The sequence below is a fragment of the Bacillus sp. AP50 genome, from assembly GCF_040492675.1.
GTDB lineage: Bacteria > Bacillota > Bacilli > Bacillales > Bacillaceae_G > Bacillus_A > Bacillus_A cereus.
Window position 1 is genome coordinate 1 of sequence record NZ_JBEUTW010000219.1, and the last position, 20,544, is coordinate 20,544.

Here is a 20,544-nt window from a genome sequence, read left to right on the forward strand (position 1 = left end):
TAATTACTCCTTCTGAGACCTGGGAAATCAATTAACCTATATCCCAATTAAAATCAGTCTCTATTTTTATTTTTTCTTTCTCCTGAGTCGCAGATAAAACAAGTTCTTTTTCCTCACTTGTTAACATTTGAATATCTTTTAGACTAACATTAGGATGAGTTGTTATTTCTTCTAATAGAAGGTTAAATCGCCGTCCAAATTCTACTATTGTTGATTTATCAAATAAAGATGTGGCATATTCAAAAGTGAATTCATATATATCTTTATGTTCTTCAGCAATAAGAGTTAAATCAAACTTACTTGTTAGTGTATCTGTGTTTGTTTCCATGCTAATTTCTAATCCATCCACAACTGTATGTTTTTCATCCGAATTTTGTAATACAAACATGACATCAAATAAAGCACTTCGGCTTAAGTCTCTAGAAAGATCTAATTTTTCCACTAACTGATCAAATGGATACACCTGATGTTCGAAAGCTTCTAACGTATCGTTTTTCACTTTTTTCAAGTGATTAATAAAAGATTGATCTGGATTTATTTGATAACGTAATGCAATTGTATTTACAAACAACCCCATAAGAGGTAACAGATCAGCATGCGGCCTACCTGCAACTGGTGATCCTATAATGACATCCTTTTGTTCTCCATGCTTGTACAGAAAAATAGTGAAGGTAGCCATAAGTAACATAAAAGGTGTCGTATCAGTTTCTAGTGCTATTTTTTTTATTTTTTGAGTAATTTCCTTGTTTACTTGGAAATTGTATTGTTCACCCTCAAAACTCTTTACTGGTAGTCGACCTCGATCGTATGGTAATTCAAGAACTGGTATATCCCCTGAGAATAATTCCTCCCAGTATTTCTTATGGATATCAAATTCTTTAGAAGATAATAATTTTTGTTCCCACACAGCATAATCTTTATATTGCAAACGATTTTCCGGCAATGTTTCCCCAGCATATAGGTCCTTAAAATCATGCATAAAGATACTTAAAGACACGCCGTCTGTTATGATGTGATGAAGGTCAATTACAAGTAAATAACTATTATCTTTTAGCTCCTTTAGTCCAGCCCGCATTAACGGAACCTTAGAAAGATTAAATGGTTGCAACCATTCTTTATACTCTCCCTTTATCATTTCTAGCTCAAATGTTACCTGTTCTAATACTCTCTGTACTAATTGATCTCCCTGCCACTCAAACTGTGTTCTGAGTATTTCATGGCGTTTAATAAGCTCTTCAAAAACTAATTCTATCCTTTTCCGGTCCACCGTTCCTTTTAGAATAAAACAACTTGGTACATTGTATGTCATCTGTACCCCATCCATCTCTTGTAATAGCATCATTCTTTTTTGGGCTGATGAAACCGGGTATAACTCAGATTTCGGTACTATTTCTATCTCATGCAATCTATTTTCTTTTGAATTTTTAATAAAATGACTTAAAGTTCTTATTGTTGGATACTCAAAAAGATTTGCTAATGATAATTGCACATTAAATTCTTTCCATATTTTAGCGTTGATTACAGTAGCATGAAGGGAATGACCACCAAGTGCGAAAAAATTATCTACCACACCAATACAAGGATTACCTATAACTTCTTTCCATATATCAACTAGCTTTCTCTCCATATCATCGAGTGGTTTTACATAATTAGTAATCCCCATCGATGGAGAAGAATCTATAATTACATTCTTTGTATTACCTTCTATAACAGAAATAAGAAATGTCATTATTTGTTCAGCTAAATTTTGCTCGTATTCTGCAGCATGGTGAATTTTATCTGAAATATTTACTATTCCTTCTTTAGTTACTGATTTTGTTAAGTGCATTTTTATCAATGATCCACGAATTACTCCCCAATTGGCAGCTGCTGTCTTCATAGATTCAGCGATAGTTTGGAAGCCCGAGTGATAACGCTCACCAAGAAACGAAAGCATTTTTGAAAACTTCACTCGGCCATCTACAACTTGACCTAAATGTGAGAATAACGGAACATCATTAAAGTCTAAATATCCATCTGTCTCTTTATTTAAATCAAACCTACTTATTAGTTTCGTAGCAAAAAGGTGCATTTGTGAAAAAATATGTTTTTCATCTTTTATATGTTTTATCCAATTTGACAAATCGGTTGTAATCGATTGTATGTCTGTGATTTCATCTTCAGTAACCTTTAAAGTACTTACTTTTTGATAACCCTTATGAAAAAGTTCTGTTGAAAGTTGTGCATTTTTAACCATAAAATATGGATCGGTAATAATGAAACAGTCTTCTTCGGGCTCATATCCTACAATAACAAATGAATGAACAATATGATTTTTTAGATAATTCTCATCCCAAGGAAGCCAGTATGCATTCATGGTTACCACCACAGGAAATCCCGAGTATAATTGTTCTAATATAATTTCAAATCCTTCATCGGATGAATCTGTATCAAATATAGTACTTTTTATACCATGATATTTTTCTAAATCACTTACAAAATAACCAGACTCTGTATATAAACCATCCCCTAGATTTCCATTATCGACAGGAGAAAAACCAAAATCCCATAATCTAGCGTACATTAAATAATGTTTACGCTTAAACCAATTAGCTAACGTAGCAATTACATCATCAATACAATTCTGTTCAGAACTTTTACAAGGCTCAACATCATATAAGATTGAAGAAGTATAATTTCCCATTTACTCACCTCTATATTTTTACCAACAGGAAAAACTATTGTAATTTGGTTATTTCTCTATACTAAGTTGACAGAGATATGTATATCTTCTTTAAAAATCTATCAATTATTATTAACGCATTTCATATAAAGAATCTTATTTCTCGAATCACTTTTTTATTTTAATCATTCTATAATAGGGAGGAGAATTCCCTAACTCATAGTCACCAGAATAAACACTAACATTCCAGAAAGCTAAGAGGGAAAGCTCCTTTAATCCCACAGTATAGCAAGTGTAAATTTAAACTCTTAAAAGTCGTGTTTACAATATGAAGTAATACTAATTATTTTTCTTTTCTGCTATATAAGCAGCTAGTTGTTTAATATTGCGTTTTGTATATGCGACTAAGTCGTCCGTATTAAGATTCTCGTTTTCTAAAGCAAGATCAAGCTCAATAGCTAGTAGAGAATTTCCTCCTAAGTCAAAGAAATCATCCTCTACACCGACAGCTTCAATCTTCAATATACTTTTCCATATTTCAACCAAACGAGATTCTAACTCATTACTAGGAGACATCCTACTCTCCTCCTCATTCTTAGGTAAAGATCTAGGTGAAGGTAAGGAATGTCGATCAACCTTTCCACTTGGTGTTAATGGTATGTTTTCAACTTCAACAAAGAAAGTAGGTATCATATAACTCGGAACTAATTTCGCAAGATGCAATTTCAAATCAGAAATGGATACAGGTGATTTTGCTACGAAATAAGCTACAAGTTTTTTCTGCCCATCTTCATCTTGAATGTCTACTATCACTGCTTCTTTAATTGCATGATGTGAAGATAAAGCATCTAAAATTTCCCCTGGCTCAATTCGATATCCTCTAATTTTTAATTGTTCATCATTTCTACCGAGGAATTCTATATTCCCATCAGGTAACCAGCGTGAAAGATCTCCTGTCCTGTACATTTTCTCCCCTTTTACAAATGGGTCTGGTAAAAACTTTTCTTCAGTTAATCTCATTTGATTTACATATCCTCTTGCAAGCCCTTCTCCCGCAATATACAGCTCTCCTACCGCGCCAATAGGCTGAAGTCTCTGTTTTTGATTAAGTATATAAAGCCTTACATTCGGAATAGGCTTTCCAATAGGAATAGTATTATAGTTTTCACTTTCTTGAAGTGAAAATGTACTTGCGATAACCGTCGCCTCAGTAGGACCATACATATTTTCTATTTGAGTCGATAGTCGATGCTTTTTAAATTTATTGACCACCTCATGTGTCAAAGCTTCACCCGCAAGTAATATATACTTTACTTTATTTAAAACCTGGCAATTTTCATTATTAAGTGTATTTACGAATGCTCTAAACATAGACGGTACAAAATTTAATAATTTTACATCATATTTATCTATAGTTCTTAAAATTGCCCTTGGGTTTCGATGTTCCCCATTTTCCATTATTACTAATTTACTACCTACTATGGTCCACCCAAACAACTCTAAAACAGATACATCAAATATATAAGGCGTCTTCAGTAAATACGTATCTGATTCATCCATAGGATATAAATGAGTCATTGAAAATAAGAAATTCACAATACTACAATGTTCAATCATGACTCCTTTTGGTCTACCTGTAGAACCTGAGGTATATAAAATATAAGCTAAGTTATTTGGTTTTCCAGTAACCTCCAGGTTACTTGTATCACCAACGTACAAATTTTCTTGCTTTAAATCAATAATCTCTCCTACAAATGGAATTTCACCTACGTATTTAGATTCTGTAAGTACAAATTGAGGATTACAATCCTCTAAAATATGTTCCATTCGACGCTTTGGATATTCAGGATCAATTGGTACATATGCAGCTCCAGATTTTAGCGCAGCAAATATAGCTATAATCATTTCTACGGATCTTTCCACAACGATACCAATTTTAGTTTCCTGATCTACACCTTTTTGTCTAAGAATACGAGCAAGCTGATTTGCTCGATTATTGATATACGAATAACTGTACAGTATATCATTTGAAATAACTGCGATTTCTTCTGGTTTATTTTCAACCTGATCCTCAAAAAATTGATGAACTAATTTACCCTGAGTAAAATCTAATTTTGTATTATTAAGTTCATTTAACATCCTTGTGGATTCACTTTTACTTAAAACATTAACGTCTTCAATTTTCGCTTCAGGATTAGCTACCATCCACTCTAGCGTATTTATAAAATGCATCATAAACCGCTCTATAGTTTGCGGATAATATAGTCCTGTCGCGTATTCCAATTCTAATCGCAGACCCTCTTCTTCCGGAAATACTTCTATACTCATATCTACCTTTGAAGCTTGATGCTTAATTTCGTATGATTTAAATGTAATATCTTTTATTTTTTCTGATGTTCTTCCGATATTCTGCATTACTAACATGACATCAAATACAGGATTTCGATTAGTATGATAAGCCATGTCTAACTTATTTACTAACTCATCAAATGGGTATTCTTGATATTGAAATGCTTCTAGCGCATTTTCTTTTACTTCATTTAAGAATTGAATTATCGTCTTTTCCGCTTTAGGATGATTTCTCATAGGTAGAGTATTTACAAACATACCTATGATAGGCTCAAGATCATGATGAATTCTTCCTGCAATTGGAGAACCTACTATAATATCTTCCTGTTGCGTATACACATGCAATACTATATTTAGTGACGAAAGAAGTACCATATATAAAGTAGCTTCTCTTTCATCCGCAAAGGATTTTAATTTATTAGAAAGTTCAGGTGTTAAATGGAATACTAATCTATCACCTTCAAAAGTTTGATTTAGCCCACGTGGCTTATCGGTTGGGAACATAAGAATTGGTAACTCACCTTTAAACTTCTCTACCCAATACTCTTCAATTTCTTTCAGCCCTTCATCATGTAAACGGTTGGTTTGCCAATTGGCATAATCTTTGTATTGTATTTTAATAGGCTCTAAGGCTTTGCCTGAATATAAATCTATAAACTCTTTTTCTAACTTCGCTAAAGATACTCCATCTGCTATTATGTGATGAAGATCAAATAGTAACAGATATTGATTGAATTCTAATTTCATTAAACCGACGCGCATAAGTGGAGCCCTATCTAACTGAAAAGGACGAACAAATTCCTGTATTAGCTCTTCAATTGTTGATCTATCAGATTTATATAAATGTTCAATTCTAATATCTAAACTATCATGAATAAATTGAACTGGTTCACCTTTAATAAATTGGAATGAAGTTCTTAATGATTCATGACGTTCTACTAATTCTTTGACACATTGTTCTGCCTTTATAAAATCAAACTCACCTTCTATTAACATTGCACCTGGTATATTGTAGGCAGTTCCTATTTCAGCAAAGCGGTTTAATATATATAATCTTTTTTGTGAAGAAGAAGCTTGATAAAATTCTCTATCAGGTACGATCTCAATTTGAGAATAATTTTTCTTCCCTTCATATTTCTCTATATACTCCGCTAATAGCATAATTGTAGGCCTTTGAAACATTTCACGTATAGGTACATCTACACCTAAACGTTTATATATGTGTGAAACAACAGAAGTAATTTGTAATGAATTACCTCCTAATTCGAAAAAGTTATCATTCACACCTATTTTCTCTATTCCAAGTACTACTTTCCATATCTCAGAGAGCATTTGTTCAATTTCATTACGTGGTTCAATAAATAAAGCTGTGGATTGCTCCCAAATTGGATCTGGAAGAGCTTTCCGATCTATTTTACCGTTTGATGAGATTGGAAACTGCTCAATCGGGATGATGTATGCAGGAATCATATAAAAAGGTAAATACTCTCTAAGGAATTGGCGTACCTCTTCTACTTTAGCTGAAGAATTCATAACAACATATGCACATAAAACCGGAGCATCTTCTCCCTCTTTTTTACGTGTAATTACAATAGCTTCACCAATTTCAGGATATCGTAATAGTTGCTTTTCTATTTCTCCCAATTCAATTCGTAATCCACGAATTTTGACTTGATCATCCATACGGCCTAAATATTCAAGATTTCCATCTGGTAACCAGCGTGCCAAATCTCCAGTACGATATACCTTGTCATCTATAATAGAAGAACCCTCTTTGTTGATTTGTATAGGAACAAATTTCTCCATAGTTAACTTAGGTTGATTTAAATAACCTCTTGCTAATCCTTCTCCTGAAATACACAATTCCCCAGGAATTCCAACGGGTTGTAATTGTTGATTATCACCCATAATATAAACTTTTTGATTAGCTAGAGGTCTTCCTATTGGTAATTGATTCATAAATTCTAACTCAGCGTGCTGAACATGATAACATGTAGAATCTACAGTTGTCTCTGTAGGTCCATAAGCATTTGTTAAATTTGGTCGGCAGTTTTCATTAAATAAACCAAGGAACTTCCGTGCTAATTTCGGTGGTAATTCCTCTCCAGCAATAATAAAATGTTTAAATGAATATTCTACCTCTTCATCTATAAAATTAGTTAATAATCGAAGATGCATCGGCGTTCCATCAGCAATATTTATTTGCTTTTCTTGATAAAAATTAATTAACTCCTGCCCATCAGTTCTTGCTTCCTCAGGTACTATAAATAAACTATTTCCTAATAGAAGCGCACCAAACATGTTTTGTACTGAAGCGTCAAACTCAAAAGGTGAAACTAACCCGATTCGCATAGAAGAACTATATTTATCATATATTTCATTTTTTAACCCAAATATTAAATTTACAACACTACGATTTTCAACCATAATTCCTTTAGGATTACCTGTAGTTCCAGAGGTGAAAATAACATATGCCAAATCGTAAGGTGTACTTACTGAAGGGAAACTAATCAACTCTGTTTCAAGTAGTTCATTAAAACTCACCATACTACAATCCTGGATTTCTCTTGTAAAATCTTCACTAATAACCTCTGGTTTTACTATACAAAGTGGAGATTTACATTCTTTTAGCATCGCCTCTATCCGTTTATACGGCAAATATATGTTAATAGGTAAATAAGCAGCCCCACTTTTTAAAATACCTAGCATTGCAATGACTGCATCAATGGATCGATCCATCATAAGACCAACAATGTGTCCTTTTCCAATTCCTTTTTTATGTAGAGAACTGGCAACCAGATCTACCTTTTCTTTTAATTGAGCGTATGTTATTTCTCTTTTGTCATCAGAAACAGCAAGTTTATTTGGATTATGCATGACTTGTTCTTCAAATAACTGTATCACCGTTAAATGATGCGGGTAATCTAACTCAGTTTGATTAAATGTCATTAACTCTCTTATATCATTATCACTAACCCAATCTAAATCTATATGCGGCGTATTCGGTTGTAGTAAAGCTTGCTCTAACAAGTCTATAAAATGATGACCAAATCGCGCAACAGTAGATGTTTTGTATAGATGCTCATTAAAATACATATCAACTTCTATACAGCCATTTACTTGACGGAAAGAGAATATAATCTCAGCATTGCTCTCACTTAAATAATTTAAATCTTGAATTTCCTCTAGCAAAATTGCAGTACGGAATGGATAATTACGCCCCTCTGGAAGGTAGTTACTCAAAACCGGTTGTAAACTTTCCAATGGGAAATTTTGATGTTCTAAAGCATTAACCATTACTGTACTAACATGCTGGAGAATTTGTCTAAATGTCATATGTTCCTCAAGACCATGTCTTAAAACTAACAAAGTATTAATAAGGTTAGTATCACTGTCTTGTTTTAAAACAGGTGTACCAATGCATATATCTTGCAATCTAGTATATTTATTTAACAGCAAAGTAAGTCCAGCAGTAAGAATCATGTGCAATTGAAGATCTGATCCATTTGCTAACTTTAAAATCTTCTCGGACAATTCCTCTTTTAGTTTTATGCTAACATTTGATAAATTCACCTGTTTGTTTGATGTCCGGTAATCATAAGGGAAATGGCAGTCAGCCAGTTCCCCTGATAAGTTTTCTAACCAAAATTCTCTTTCCTTTATTCGTTCATTTGCGGCAATTACTTTATCTTTATTCGCTATTCGTTCAACCATAGTTACTCACTCCTGACAATAATCAATTAAAAGTTAAAATCCCCAAAATCTACTGATACCTTAACTGGTTGCAGTTCTTGAATTTCTTGTTTAAATGAAATATCTTTTAATAAAATTTCAGGATGATCTACAATTTGTTCAAAAATCTCAACATAACGCTCACATAACTTTTGAACCGTGTCCCTAGTATATAAAGAGGTTGCATATTCCATAGTCAGTTCAATTGTATCTTCCAATTCAACCACTCTTAGCAATAAATCCATTTGTGCCCGCTTAAAGTCGTGATCATATGTCCTTAGTTCTAAACCATCGATAAACATATGATCTGCATCCATATTTTGCATAACAAATGAAACATCGAAAAGTGGGTTCCTATTATACGTTCCTTGAAGTCCTAATTGATTAACCAGGTCCTCATATTGACATTTTTGATGTTCAAACGCTTGTAAGACCTGTTCTTTTACTTCAAATAGGAATTGAGTAAACCTTTGTTCAGCTCTTGGATAGTTCCTTATCCCTAACATGTTTACAAATACTCCTATAATATCTTGTAAATCCGCATGTGGGCGACCAGTAATTGGTGAACCAATAACAACATCCTCTTGGCCAGTATATTTACCTAGCAAAATATTATATACAGAGAGCATTAGCGTATATAATGTAGTTTCTTCTTTTGCTAATAAACGCTTAATTTTCTTGGTAACATTTGAATCAATAGTAAAGGATATTTTACTACCTTTCAGATCTAATATTTCAGGTCTTGTATAATCAGTAGGCATATTCAAGACAGGTACACCATCTTTAAATTGCTCTAGCCAATACTGTTCATGTTTGAGAGCAATTTCTTTTTCTTTTTCACTTTGCTGCCATTCTGAGTAATCCTTATACTGTATTTTTAAGTTTGGTAATTTCTCTCCTGAGTAAAGCGCAAATAGATCTCTAACAAAAATATCATAGGAAACTCCATCGGTTACTATATGATGTAAATCAATAATTAAAATATGTTTTTGTTCTTCCAATCTAATTAACCCTACACGGAAATATGGAGCATTATTAAAATTAAATGGGCGAATAAATTCATTAATTATTTGTTCCACTTCAGATTCAAAGCCCTCAATTTGAGTAATATGAAAATCAGCATGATCATGAATAATTTGTACCGGTTTATCATTTTTCATTTCAATAGTAGTTCTAAATATCTCATGACGCTTAATTAATTGAGTGAACGCCTTTTCTAAACGTTCAATGTTTAATTTTCCATTCAAAAGAATAACGGAAGTATCATTATAAGCTGTACTTTCTGGATACAATCGGTGTAATACATAAAATCTCTTCTGAGCTGAAGAAAGCTGATAATAAGATTTAGGTTCAGCTGGAACAATAACATCAAATTCACTCTTATCTGCCCTTGAAATATAATTTGCTAGTTTCTCAATATTTGATAGAGTAAAGAGTTCTTTAATAGGAACTTCAACATTAAACTCTTTATGAATTTTTGAAACAATAGTAATAGCCTTAAGTGAATCTCCACCTAGTTCCAGAAGATCATCATGAACACCAACTTCTGAAACTTTAAATATATTTCTCCAAATTTTTGAAAGCTTTTCTTCTACCTCATTACGAGGTGCTACATATTCAGTCAAGAGTTGTGGTCTAGAATGGTATAACGTAGAATCTAATTCTTCTTCCTTCTCATCATTGAAAGAATTTAATAACACCCATTGATCAATACGCGCTTGCAGTTCTCCTGGAGAATGAATCAGTACTTCCCCTTGTTTCCATGACAGTGCTATATTAAAAGCCTGAACTCCTTCTTCAGGTGTCATAGATAATTCATGTACACTTGCACCTATCTGCATATCTTTTTCTTCATCTTCCCAGTATTTCCAATCACTCCAATTGACACTTATCCAAGGCAGGTTGGAATAACGATTTATATATTGTGCAAAAACATCCATGTATATATTTGAAGCAGCATATGATACATAACCTAATCCACCTAAGACCGCTGAAATTGAAGACATTAGAACACAAAAATCTAAATCTTTATTTCGTAAGCACTCTTCTAAATTGAGAAGACCATAAATTTTTGCAGAAAATTGTTCCTCACAGTCCTCTTTTTCAAGTTCCTGAATTAAATTAAAAGTCTTTCCACCGAGAATACCTGCACCATGAATTACACCATTAATCTTTCCAAATTTTTGTTCTGCCTTATGAATTGCTTCGTATAGTTGTGATTGATCTGTAACATCAGCAGCAAGTACATAAACTTTAGATCCCGTTTCTTCTATCTCTAAAACTTTACGAATTCTGTCCGAATACATCGTATTTTCCTTCAAATGCATATCCCACTCATCACGATTTGGCAGACCTGTACGTGTAAGAAGAACTAAGTTGGCTTGTACAGTTTGAGCCAAGTGTTTCGCAAGAATTGTACCAATACCTCCGAGTCCTCCTGTAATAAGGTAAACTCCATTTTTTCGTAAAGGCAGTTTCTCTTTAGCTGGCTGTTCTAGTTGTAAAGGCTCGTAAGTTTGAACAAATCTTTTATTTCCTCGATAAGCAATCATCTTATCATTCGTATTTGAAAGACATTCTTCTACTAATTGATTTATTAACCTATTCTTCCATTCTTTGTTTAGAGGTAAAACAACATCAACACTTGAACAAGAAAGATAAGAATACTCTTGCGGAACAACTAATGACGTTCCAAGTACAGTTGATTTTTCTGGAATTAATTCTTCATCACCAATCACTTGTTGAACACCATTTGTAATGATTCGAATTGAGATTGAATCAGAGATATTCTTGTCTCCTAGTGCCTGAGTTAAGTAGAACATTGAATAGAATCCTAAGTTTTGTTTACAATTTACATATTCAATTGAGGCTTGTCTTTCCTCATTGGTAATTCCCCACATATGAATTATTCTTGTAGGTAAACCATATATTTCTTGTACTTCATCCAATAACTTAACGTAATCTGTACGTTCTTCAGGATTTATAATGAAGCGATCGTTATTCTCCTTATTAAAAGCAAAGCCAGGTTCTACTGTAACTACTCTCTGCCCTTTATTTAATAAGTCCTTAACTAGTTCATTACCTAAACCTTCTTGATCTACAAAAACAATCCATGTCTCATTCACATCATGATTTGGTTCAAACAATGTAGAACTTTTCCATTGCGGCGTATAGAACCATTCAGAAATGTTGTTATTCTTACTAATTTTAGATTGCTTACTATTAAGCTTTTGACCTAAATCATACGGATTACCTTGTAATTTATAAGATATTTTATTGAAAGAATACATTGGTAATGGGATACGTCTTCTCTTCTCATCTTTATAAAATTGTTCCCAATCTACAGAAATACCTGTTACCCACATTCGAGTGATGTGACTGAATAAGAAATACATATCTGATACATCTTGTTGAACAGATCGAACCGTATTAAATATTCTTTCATTACCATTTTCATAGTCTAAAAGGCGACTAGTAAGCCTACTAAGGTCATTTCCAGGACCAATCTCTATGAATAGACTTGTATTGTCCCTATTCAACTCTTGAATTCCATCAGAGAATCGAACAGTTCCACGCATATGTTTTACCCAATAAACTGGGTTTGTTGCTTCTTCAGGTCGTATCCAAGTACCGGTCAAGTTTGACAAATAAGGTATTTTTGGTTCTCTAAGTGTCAATGTACTAACATAGGAAGCATACTCGTCCAGAATTGAATCCAGTTCGTGTGAATGTGCTGCTCCTTCTATTGTTACTCGCATACACATTAAACGCTTTTTCTTTAATTCATTTTCAAAATCTACAATTGCTTCTTCTGTCCCAGAAACTATACAAGCAGGGCCATTAACTACCGCTAAAGAAATGGTATGTTGATATTCTTTTTCAAAAGAATTAATCAAATGAATTAATTCCTCTTCTGGAAGTGGAACGCTAAGCATTACTCCTGCAGGAAGACTACTCATTAGCTGACCTCTTTTTACAACCAATTTAAGTGCATCTTCTAAAGTAAATACTTCTGCTAAACAAGCAGCCACATATTCACCAAATGAATATCCAATCATTGCTTCAGGTTTAATTCCCCAACCCATTAATAGTTTCGCAACTGCGTATTCAAACGCAAAAAGAATTGGTTGACTAAATTCCATTCTTTTTAATTTTTCCGTCGCCTCATCAATACTGAAAGTAGTTGGGTATAACACTTCTTTCATGTTTACATTCGTAACAGATTGAAGGATTGCAAAGCATTCATCCATAGCTTCACGGAAAATTGCCTCTTGTTCGTATAATTCTAACCCCATGTTTACATATTGCGATCCATTCCCAGAAAACAGGAAGTTAACTTTAGGATGTTCCTCTTTTACATTTACATATTGTACTCTTCTTCCTTCTGGCTGGTTTAACAGTTCAATTCCTTCTTGAGTACTGGAACAAACTAAAGCTCTCCTATGCTTGAATTCCTTACGTCCAATTTGCAATGTATAACTAGTGTCTGCCAAATTCACATGAGGATTCTGTTCAAGGTGATTTCCTAAATTCAAAGTCATACGATCCAAAGCATCTTTCGATTTTGCCGAAATCATTAACATCTGGTATGGTCTACTATTTGATGTTGCTTCAAGCTTTGGTGCCTCCTCCAAAATAATATGTGCATTTGTACCACCAATACCAAATGAACTAACACCTGCACGTAATGGTTTATTATCCTTTTTCCACTCATTTAATCGTTGATTTACATAAAAAGGTGTCTTTTCAAATCCAATTTGCGTGTTTGGTTTTGTAAAATTCACACTTGGCGGAAGAACTTGATCTTTCATCGCAAAGACCGTTTTAATTAGACCAGCAACACCGGACGCTGCATTTAGATGGCCCACATTTGCTTTAACAGATCCAATTGGTACAGATTGTTTTTCATTAGAGTTAAACACTTCACTAAGCGCCTTGATCTCAATGGTATCTCCTAGTTTAGTAGCAGTTCCGTGTGTTTCAATATAGGAAATGGACTCAGGTTCTACATTTGCTTCATGTTGCGCCATTTTAATAACTTCTACTTGGCCCTCTACACTAGGTGCAGTGTAACCAATTTTCCGATTCCCATCATTATTAATCGCCGTTCCTTTTATTACTGCATGTATAGTATCCCCATCATTTATAGCTTCCTGTAAAGGCTTCAGAACAACAATCCCAACACCGTCTCCAAAAAGCATGCCATTTGCATTTTCATCAAAAGGACGACAATGACCATCTGAAGAAAATAGCATTCCTTCTTGGTAGGTATAACCTGCTTTTTCAGGTTGAGTTAATGTAATTCCTCCAGCTATAGCAATATCACAATGCCCCTGTAATAATGCTTGGCATGCATTATGAATAGCCACCAATGATGTTGAACATCCCGTAAAGATATTCATACTTGGTCCTTTTAGGTTAAATTTGTAAGAAATTTGAGTGCTTAGCGAGTCTTTGTCGTTAAGTAATGAAATTAAGAATTGTCCAGCTGGTTCATTTGCCTCTGAAAGAGTAGATAACACTTGCCAATATAAGTTAGGAGATGCCCCACTATATACACCAATTAGGCCCGGGTATGTCTCAATATTATATCCAGCATGTTCAAGGGCAGACCACGCACATTCATGAAATACTCGTAGTTGCGGATCCATTAACGATGCATCTTGAGGTGTATAATCAAAGAATGGAGCATCAAAATTATCAGTTCCCTCTAAATACCCTTTCGCTTTAACATAATTAGGGCTTTTTACTTCCATAGGATTCACACCAGATTCAATTAACTCTTCATCTGTAAAAAATTGAATAGACTCTGTTCCAGACTTTATATTATTCCAGAATTCATTTACATTCTGTGCTCCAGGAAAACGTCCATCTATTCCTATAATTGCAATATCGTTATCTTCTTTCGTTTTTCGATTAAAACGTTTTGTATGTTTAACTTGATTCTTTTGCTTATCTCCACTTAAGTATCTCGCTAAAGAACGAATACTTGGATACTCAAACATAACTCCAATTGAAATCTGTTTTTCTAATCTATTAATTAATCTCTCATGAATTTGAATTATATGAAGTGAAGTTGCACCAAGATCAAAGAAATTTTCATTTACATTTACAGTATCAACACTGTAAAACTCTTTCCAAATCCCTATAATTATTTCCTCTACTTCATCTTGATTTCTGAACTTATCTCCCGTTTTCGTTTGAGTTTCCAATTCAGAAATTCGTTTACGAGAATTCAGATTAATCCATTGATCAAAACGTTTATTTAAATCTCCTGAAGAAATAATTACCTGATTTAAACCACTTAAACCAAGCACACATTGGAATGTTTTTTGTCCTTCCTCAGATGTCATTTCAAGCGCTTCTATACTTTGAGCATTGAATATTTTATTAACCTGTTGAGCTCCCGTATACTGCCAATCTCCCCAGTTAATACTGGTCCATCGATTATTAGATGTATTACTGACTTTGTCTGAAAAACTATCTAAGTAAAGGTTTGCTGCTGAATAGGCTACAAAACCTAATCCACCCAAAATAGGTGAAAGTGATGAAACAAGATAACAAAAATCAAGATCATAATTACTCAATAACTTATCAAGAACTAGCACACCATGTACTTTAGGAAGAAATTGCTCTTCACATTCAATCCTACTTATCTTTTCCATTGGACACTGAGCTGATTTAACACGTAAGACACCTGCTGCATGAATTACCCCATTTATGTGACCAAAATTAGCCTCAGCCTGATCAATCACGCTTCTCATCTGCTCTTCATCAGCTACATCTGCAACAGCTGTCATTACTTTTGCTCCCAATGACTCCAACTTCTGAATATGGTTAATACGTTGACATAATTGTTCATTTTCAATCTGTGATTGAAGAATTTGATCCCATTCTTCACGATCAGGAAGAGCTGTTCTACTAACTAATATTAGTTTAGCCTTTACTGTACGCGCCAAATATTCTGCTAATTTAAGGCCTACTCCTCCCATTCCACCAGTAATTAAATAAACCCCTTCCGATCGAATATTTCGAATTTTTGAAGCTGATTCATTTTCATTTATTACTAGCATTTCACTTACTTTTTCATCAGGTATAGGCTCATAAATTCGAATGTAACGAGTATTATTTCGAATTGCTATTACAGTGTCAGTAATGTCCATTTGAATCTCAGAATATAAGTTTGATATTAATTCTTCTTCATTATCAGACAACATAAAATCTACACTACGGCATCTAATATTTGGATACTCTTGCGGAAATACTTTTATAGGAGCTAAAAGAGTAGATTTTTCTGCAATAATAGACTCGTCTCCTACTACCTTTTGCATATTATTCGTCATAACATTTATATTGATAGGATAAAGTAAATTAAATTTACTAATTGTCTTTGCAAGTGATATTAATGAATAGAATCCAGTATCTAAGGTCTCGATACCTAAATCCTTATTATCCACATTCCATAGGTGTACAATCTCCTCTGGTAAACACTCTTGTTTTTGTAGCTCATTAAATAACTGATAATAATCTTCTTGTTCAGTAGGGCATATTGTAAATTCATTTAAACTAATCTTTTTATATGAAGGACCCACACCGACTGTTATAACACGATGTCCATCTCTTTCAAGTTTTTCTTTAAGAGCTAAGCCTATATGCTCATTGTCTAAAAATAACAACCAACTTTTAGTAGATCCTTTAGTTACATCTACAATTTCTTTTTCCATCCAACCTGGAGTATAGAACCACTTAGCTATATTAGAACGTTTCTTTATCGATGTTTCTTCTTCACTATTAGTTATATTTTGCTGTTCAGCTGGATCTATCCAATATCGTTTTTTCTCAAAAGGATAAGTTGGTAAGGCAATACGTAATCTATATTCCTCTTCATACAGTTTACTCCAATTAATTTCTACCCCTAACTCCCACGCTTGTCCCAATACCTCTAACAAGTCGTTTTGTAAAATAATCTGATTATTATTAATTTCAGAATTTAATACCTCTCCAATATGTACAATCACAGAATTAGGATCTATATCCTTAACTTGTGTTAGAAGTTCTACTTTTTCTCCATGCGTCCATTCTGTCTGTAACTCTGTATAGTTCTCAACTAATTGATTCAGGACATCTTCTGGCTTAAGAGATTTATTATAAATATCTGAAACCATTCCAGCTAAGCCTGTACCAATAATGTTAGAAGGACGTACATCACATTCAATTAATACATCAATTATCGATTGCAAGCAGACGAAGAAGGTTAAATCTTCAACCAAGCTATCATCTGTTCCTTTAAAGAATGCTTCTTTCAATGCTTTTCCAGTATACATTTGGGCATCAGTCATATTACGCTCAAATACTTTTAAGAATAATGGTTCCTTTTGGTATAGTTCTTTTACATTCTCAATAATTGATGAGTATTCGCTAGGTAACACAAATACCAAATCTGGATTTTCTTGCATTTTTATGTGAAAATCTTTAACTGTTTTTAAATTGTCTATGGCGCTATCTATATCCTTACATAAGACTGCTCTTCTATACGGAAATGATCGACGGCCAGTTTGCAATGTGTATGCTACATCTGCTAATTCAACATCTTTATTAGATTCCAGATATTGAACCATATTTACTGTAGCATTATTTAAAGCTTCTTTTGATCTAGCAGAAAGAACCATTAGTTTTTTCTCTCTAGTAGAAGCAGAACTTTTAACTTTAGGGGCTTCTTCTAATACAATATGAACGTTAGTTCCACCATATCCGAAAGCACTCACACCTGCTCGAAGAAGATCATTATCTTCACTTTGCCAATTTACCAAATCAGTATTGATATAAAATGGGCTATCTATAAAATCAATTTTCGAGTTAGGGCGCTTCACATTTAAAGTTGGCGGGAGTTGTTTATGTCTCATAGATAAAACTGTCTTTATAAGTCCGGTCACCCCTGCAGCTGTATCTAAATGACCTACATTACTCTTAACAGAACCAATTGCACAAAAAGATTTCTTGTCCACATCTTGAAACGCTCTCTTTAGTGCCTCTACTTCAATAGAGTCCCCTAATGGCGTTGCCGTCCCATGCGTTTCTATATAACTAATAGTAGAAGGATCAACTTCAGCAAAACTATGAGCTGCTTGAATTACTTCAGCCTGTCCCTCAACACTCGGTGCAGTATACCCTACTTTTCGACCTCCATCATTATTTGCTGCTGATCCCTTAATTACACCATAGATTGTATCCCCATCAGCAATTGCATCTTCTAATCTCTTTAGTATTACCATACCTACACCATCACTAAAAACTGCACCCTGGGCTTCTGCATCAAAAGTACGTACTTTACCATCAGGTGAACTTGTCATTCCTTCATGATATTTATAACCATTCTTTTTAGGATACGTTATAGATACTCCACCTGCAGCTGCAATAGAGCATTCTCCAGTTAACAATGATCTACATGCAAGATGAATGCTCAAAAGAGATGTAGAGCATGCTGTATATAATGTAAAACTCGGTCCCTTAAGTCCCAACTTATAGGATGTAAGCGTTGAAATTGCATCTTTATAGGAAAGAGTACCTGCCTCTGAAAACTCAACCACACTATCACTGTTTAATAATGGCGTGTGCTTCATCCAATTAAAATTAGTAGATGCTCCTACGTATAACCCTATTAATCCTTCATAACCAAATGGATTATAACCTGCCATCTCTAATGCTTCCCATGTTGTTTCCTGTAACATACGGATTTGGGGATCCATTATTTTCGCTTCTCTAGGTGTATAAGCAAAAAAGGATTCATCAAAATATTCTACTTCCTCCAAATACCCTTTTGCTTTCACAAAATTAGGATGTTGTAAAACCTCTAAATTAACACCTTCTTTAATTAACTCGTCTTCAGTAAATGTAGAAATTGAATCAACACCATTTTTTAGGTTATCCCAGAATTGGTTTATTTCATTTGCACCTGGAAATTTACCTGCCATTCCAATAATCGCTATTTCCAAACCAGTTTTACTATCATCTTGATGCTTCATTTTCACTTTCCTCCTATTTTGTTTAATTCGGATTTTCTATGCTTTACATACTCTTAGCTACAATACTTAGAGCTAATACTCCTATTTCATAAACTTAAGCAAAAGAAAAAACACATGAAATTACCCATAAAGTAGCTAAAGTGATTTACATACCTGACAGAAAACAAAAAATTTTAATTACGATTTCTATTCCTGGATTTCAATGATATTTTGAGCACTCATTTTTCATTCTAAAAACCTAATACTTTGGTAATAATTCTGTTAATATTACACTTTATGTAGTTAGTAACATATTCACAAGAAGTTTTCTTTAAGAAATTAATTTGTAGAGTAATAATTTTGTAGGGGATTTATGTTATAAAATTAAGCATACTTTTTCCAATATCATATAGAAAAAAACAAAAAAGTGACATACAGTGAATATTGAGAAATAAAATTCATTTATTCCATATCTAACCAAAATAGAACGGATTTTCAATTTTAAATTAGATTTTCTTGCATTTATAATTGCATTCTCTATAAATCATCTATGGTGAGCTTTTAAACTTTAAACATAAATGAAATTATATGTGAAATTTTTTAATTTAGATGAGGATCTATACGTGAATCCATTCCAGAGGAATTACATATGCTACAGATTTAATATTCTTCATAAAGTTATATACATAAACTAAATTCCTTCAAACGTTTTAAGAAAATATTGAGTATGAACATCGTTAGTGGAACGCTTCCTACCGAAGGCAAACTTATTTCTAGGATTGCTGACTTACAATTATGCATTGTACGACTCCTAAGACAGACCAAATAAGTTCCATATGCTACAGTACTGTTTATCCTTCCGTTCATGTTGTTGATTTTCCGTTATTTTTTGCTATACACATACCATATTTTCACCTTATACCCATAATTATTGTCCTGCAGACGCTTTTTATTATCTTCAAACCGACTATTTCACTAAACTGTAAAATTAAAACCGACAAATTTCCGAATAAACTGAAAACTTATGAGAAATTGACAAGAAATCTCAATAAGATTTTTTCAATATATCTTAACTTCAAACTCATGGAATCAGGACCCAATAATGATGCTATACAGGGGAATATTCTACTAAATAGAATTACTAAAAGAGATATCTATAGGGAACTCAGATGTTAAAGAGAATGTTTTGGATTTTGTTGAAGAGATAGCACAAAATGTAGAACAAGGTGCAGCTGTAAAACCCTCTCTTCTTAGACGAGCGAAAGCGGCTTTAACTGATATTAACTCAATGGTTGTTCATGGCTCCCAAGTTGCAGCTAAGATTGGCCAATTCATTAGTATAATGAGTACATTTATTTCATAATTGTCGTTTTTTAAATTCTTTTGTATTGTTAAAAATTTAAAAAACGGTTCTAGTACAAACATATATAAATTAAAAAGCATCCATGGTGGGTGCTTTTGGCTTTGCTATGAAATAAGTATCCAATTTGAAATATCACTTTTTAGGAAAATTCAACTACAAAAGTAAAACTAATTTTACATTTTTTGTAATTTGTGGAATCCGTCATTAAATAACCAAATAAAAATCCTGTGATATCAGTATGTTTGCTTAACATTACTAGGTTCTATGAGTTTAACATTTTGTATGTTTTGTAAAATCCATTTTTCTTTCTAATCTTTAAATATGTTCCAAAAGGTGTACCTTTTGAAGTATATACATATCTCTTCTTATTCAATTCTGAAATTAATTTTTGTAATATCCCTAACCTTTGGATTACAACATAACGTATTGTATATAAT

4 protein-coding genes are annotated in these 20,544 nt (G+C 33.3%); 1 reads left to right on the forward strand and 3 read right to left on the reverse strand.

Features of this window, described 5'->3' with window-relative positions:
- Window positions 1-31: 31 nt before the first annotated feature.
- From ABWK52_RS17040 to ABWK52_RS17050, 3 genes are all read right to left on the reverse strand, one after another.
- On the reverse strand, window positions 32-2,683 hold the full coding sequence (locus ABWK52_RS17040) for a condensation domain-containing protein (protein ID WP_098541653.1): 2,652 nt from the start codon (window positions 2,681-2,683) through the stop codon (window positions 32-34).
- A gap of 318 nt (window positions 2,684-3,001) precedes the next feature.
- Window positions 3,002-8,725, reverse strand: a complete 5,724-nt coding sequence (locus tag ABWK52_RS17045) for a non-ribosomal peptide synthetase (RefSeq protein ID WP_098541651.1) — start codon at window positions 8,723-8,725, stop codon at window positions 3,002-3,004.
- Window positions 8,726-8,751: 26 nt separating this feature from the next.
- Window positions 8,752-18,765 (reverse strand): type I polyketide synthase, encoded by a 10,014-nt coding sequence (locus ABWK52_RS17050; protein ID WP_098541649.1) that lies wholly within the window; start codon window positions 18,763-18,765, stop codon window positions 8,752-8,754.
- A gap of 1,165 nt (window positions 18,766-19,930) precedes the next feature.
- Here ABWK52_RS17050 and ABWK52_RS17055 point away from each other — a divergent pair.
- On the forward strand, window positions 19,931-20,107 hold the full coding sequence (locus ABWK52_RS17055) for a hypothetical protein (protein WP_170924502.1): 177 nt from the start codon (window positions 19,931-19,933) through the stop codon (window positions 20,105-20,107).
- The last annotated feature ends 437 nt before the right edge of the window (window positions 20,108-20,544 follow it).

What these genes read in the sequence shown, in the direction of transcription:
- ABWK52_RS17040 (WP_098541653.1), bottom strand. Translation starts at nt 2,683, where the DNA reads ATGGGAAATTATACTTCTTCAATCTTATATGATGTTGAGCCTTGTAAA.
- ABWK52_RS17045 (WP_098541651.1), bottom strand. Translation starts at nt 8,725, where the DNA reads ATGGTTGAACGAATAGCGAATAAAGATAAAGTAATTGCCGCAAATGAA.
- ABWK52_RS17050 (WP_098541649.1), bottom strand. Translation starts at nt 18,765, where the DNA reads ATGAAGCATCAAGATGATAGTAAAACTGGTTTGGAAATAGCGATTATT.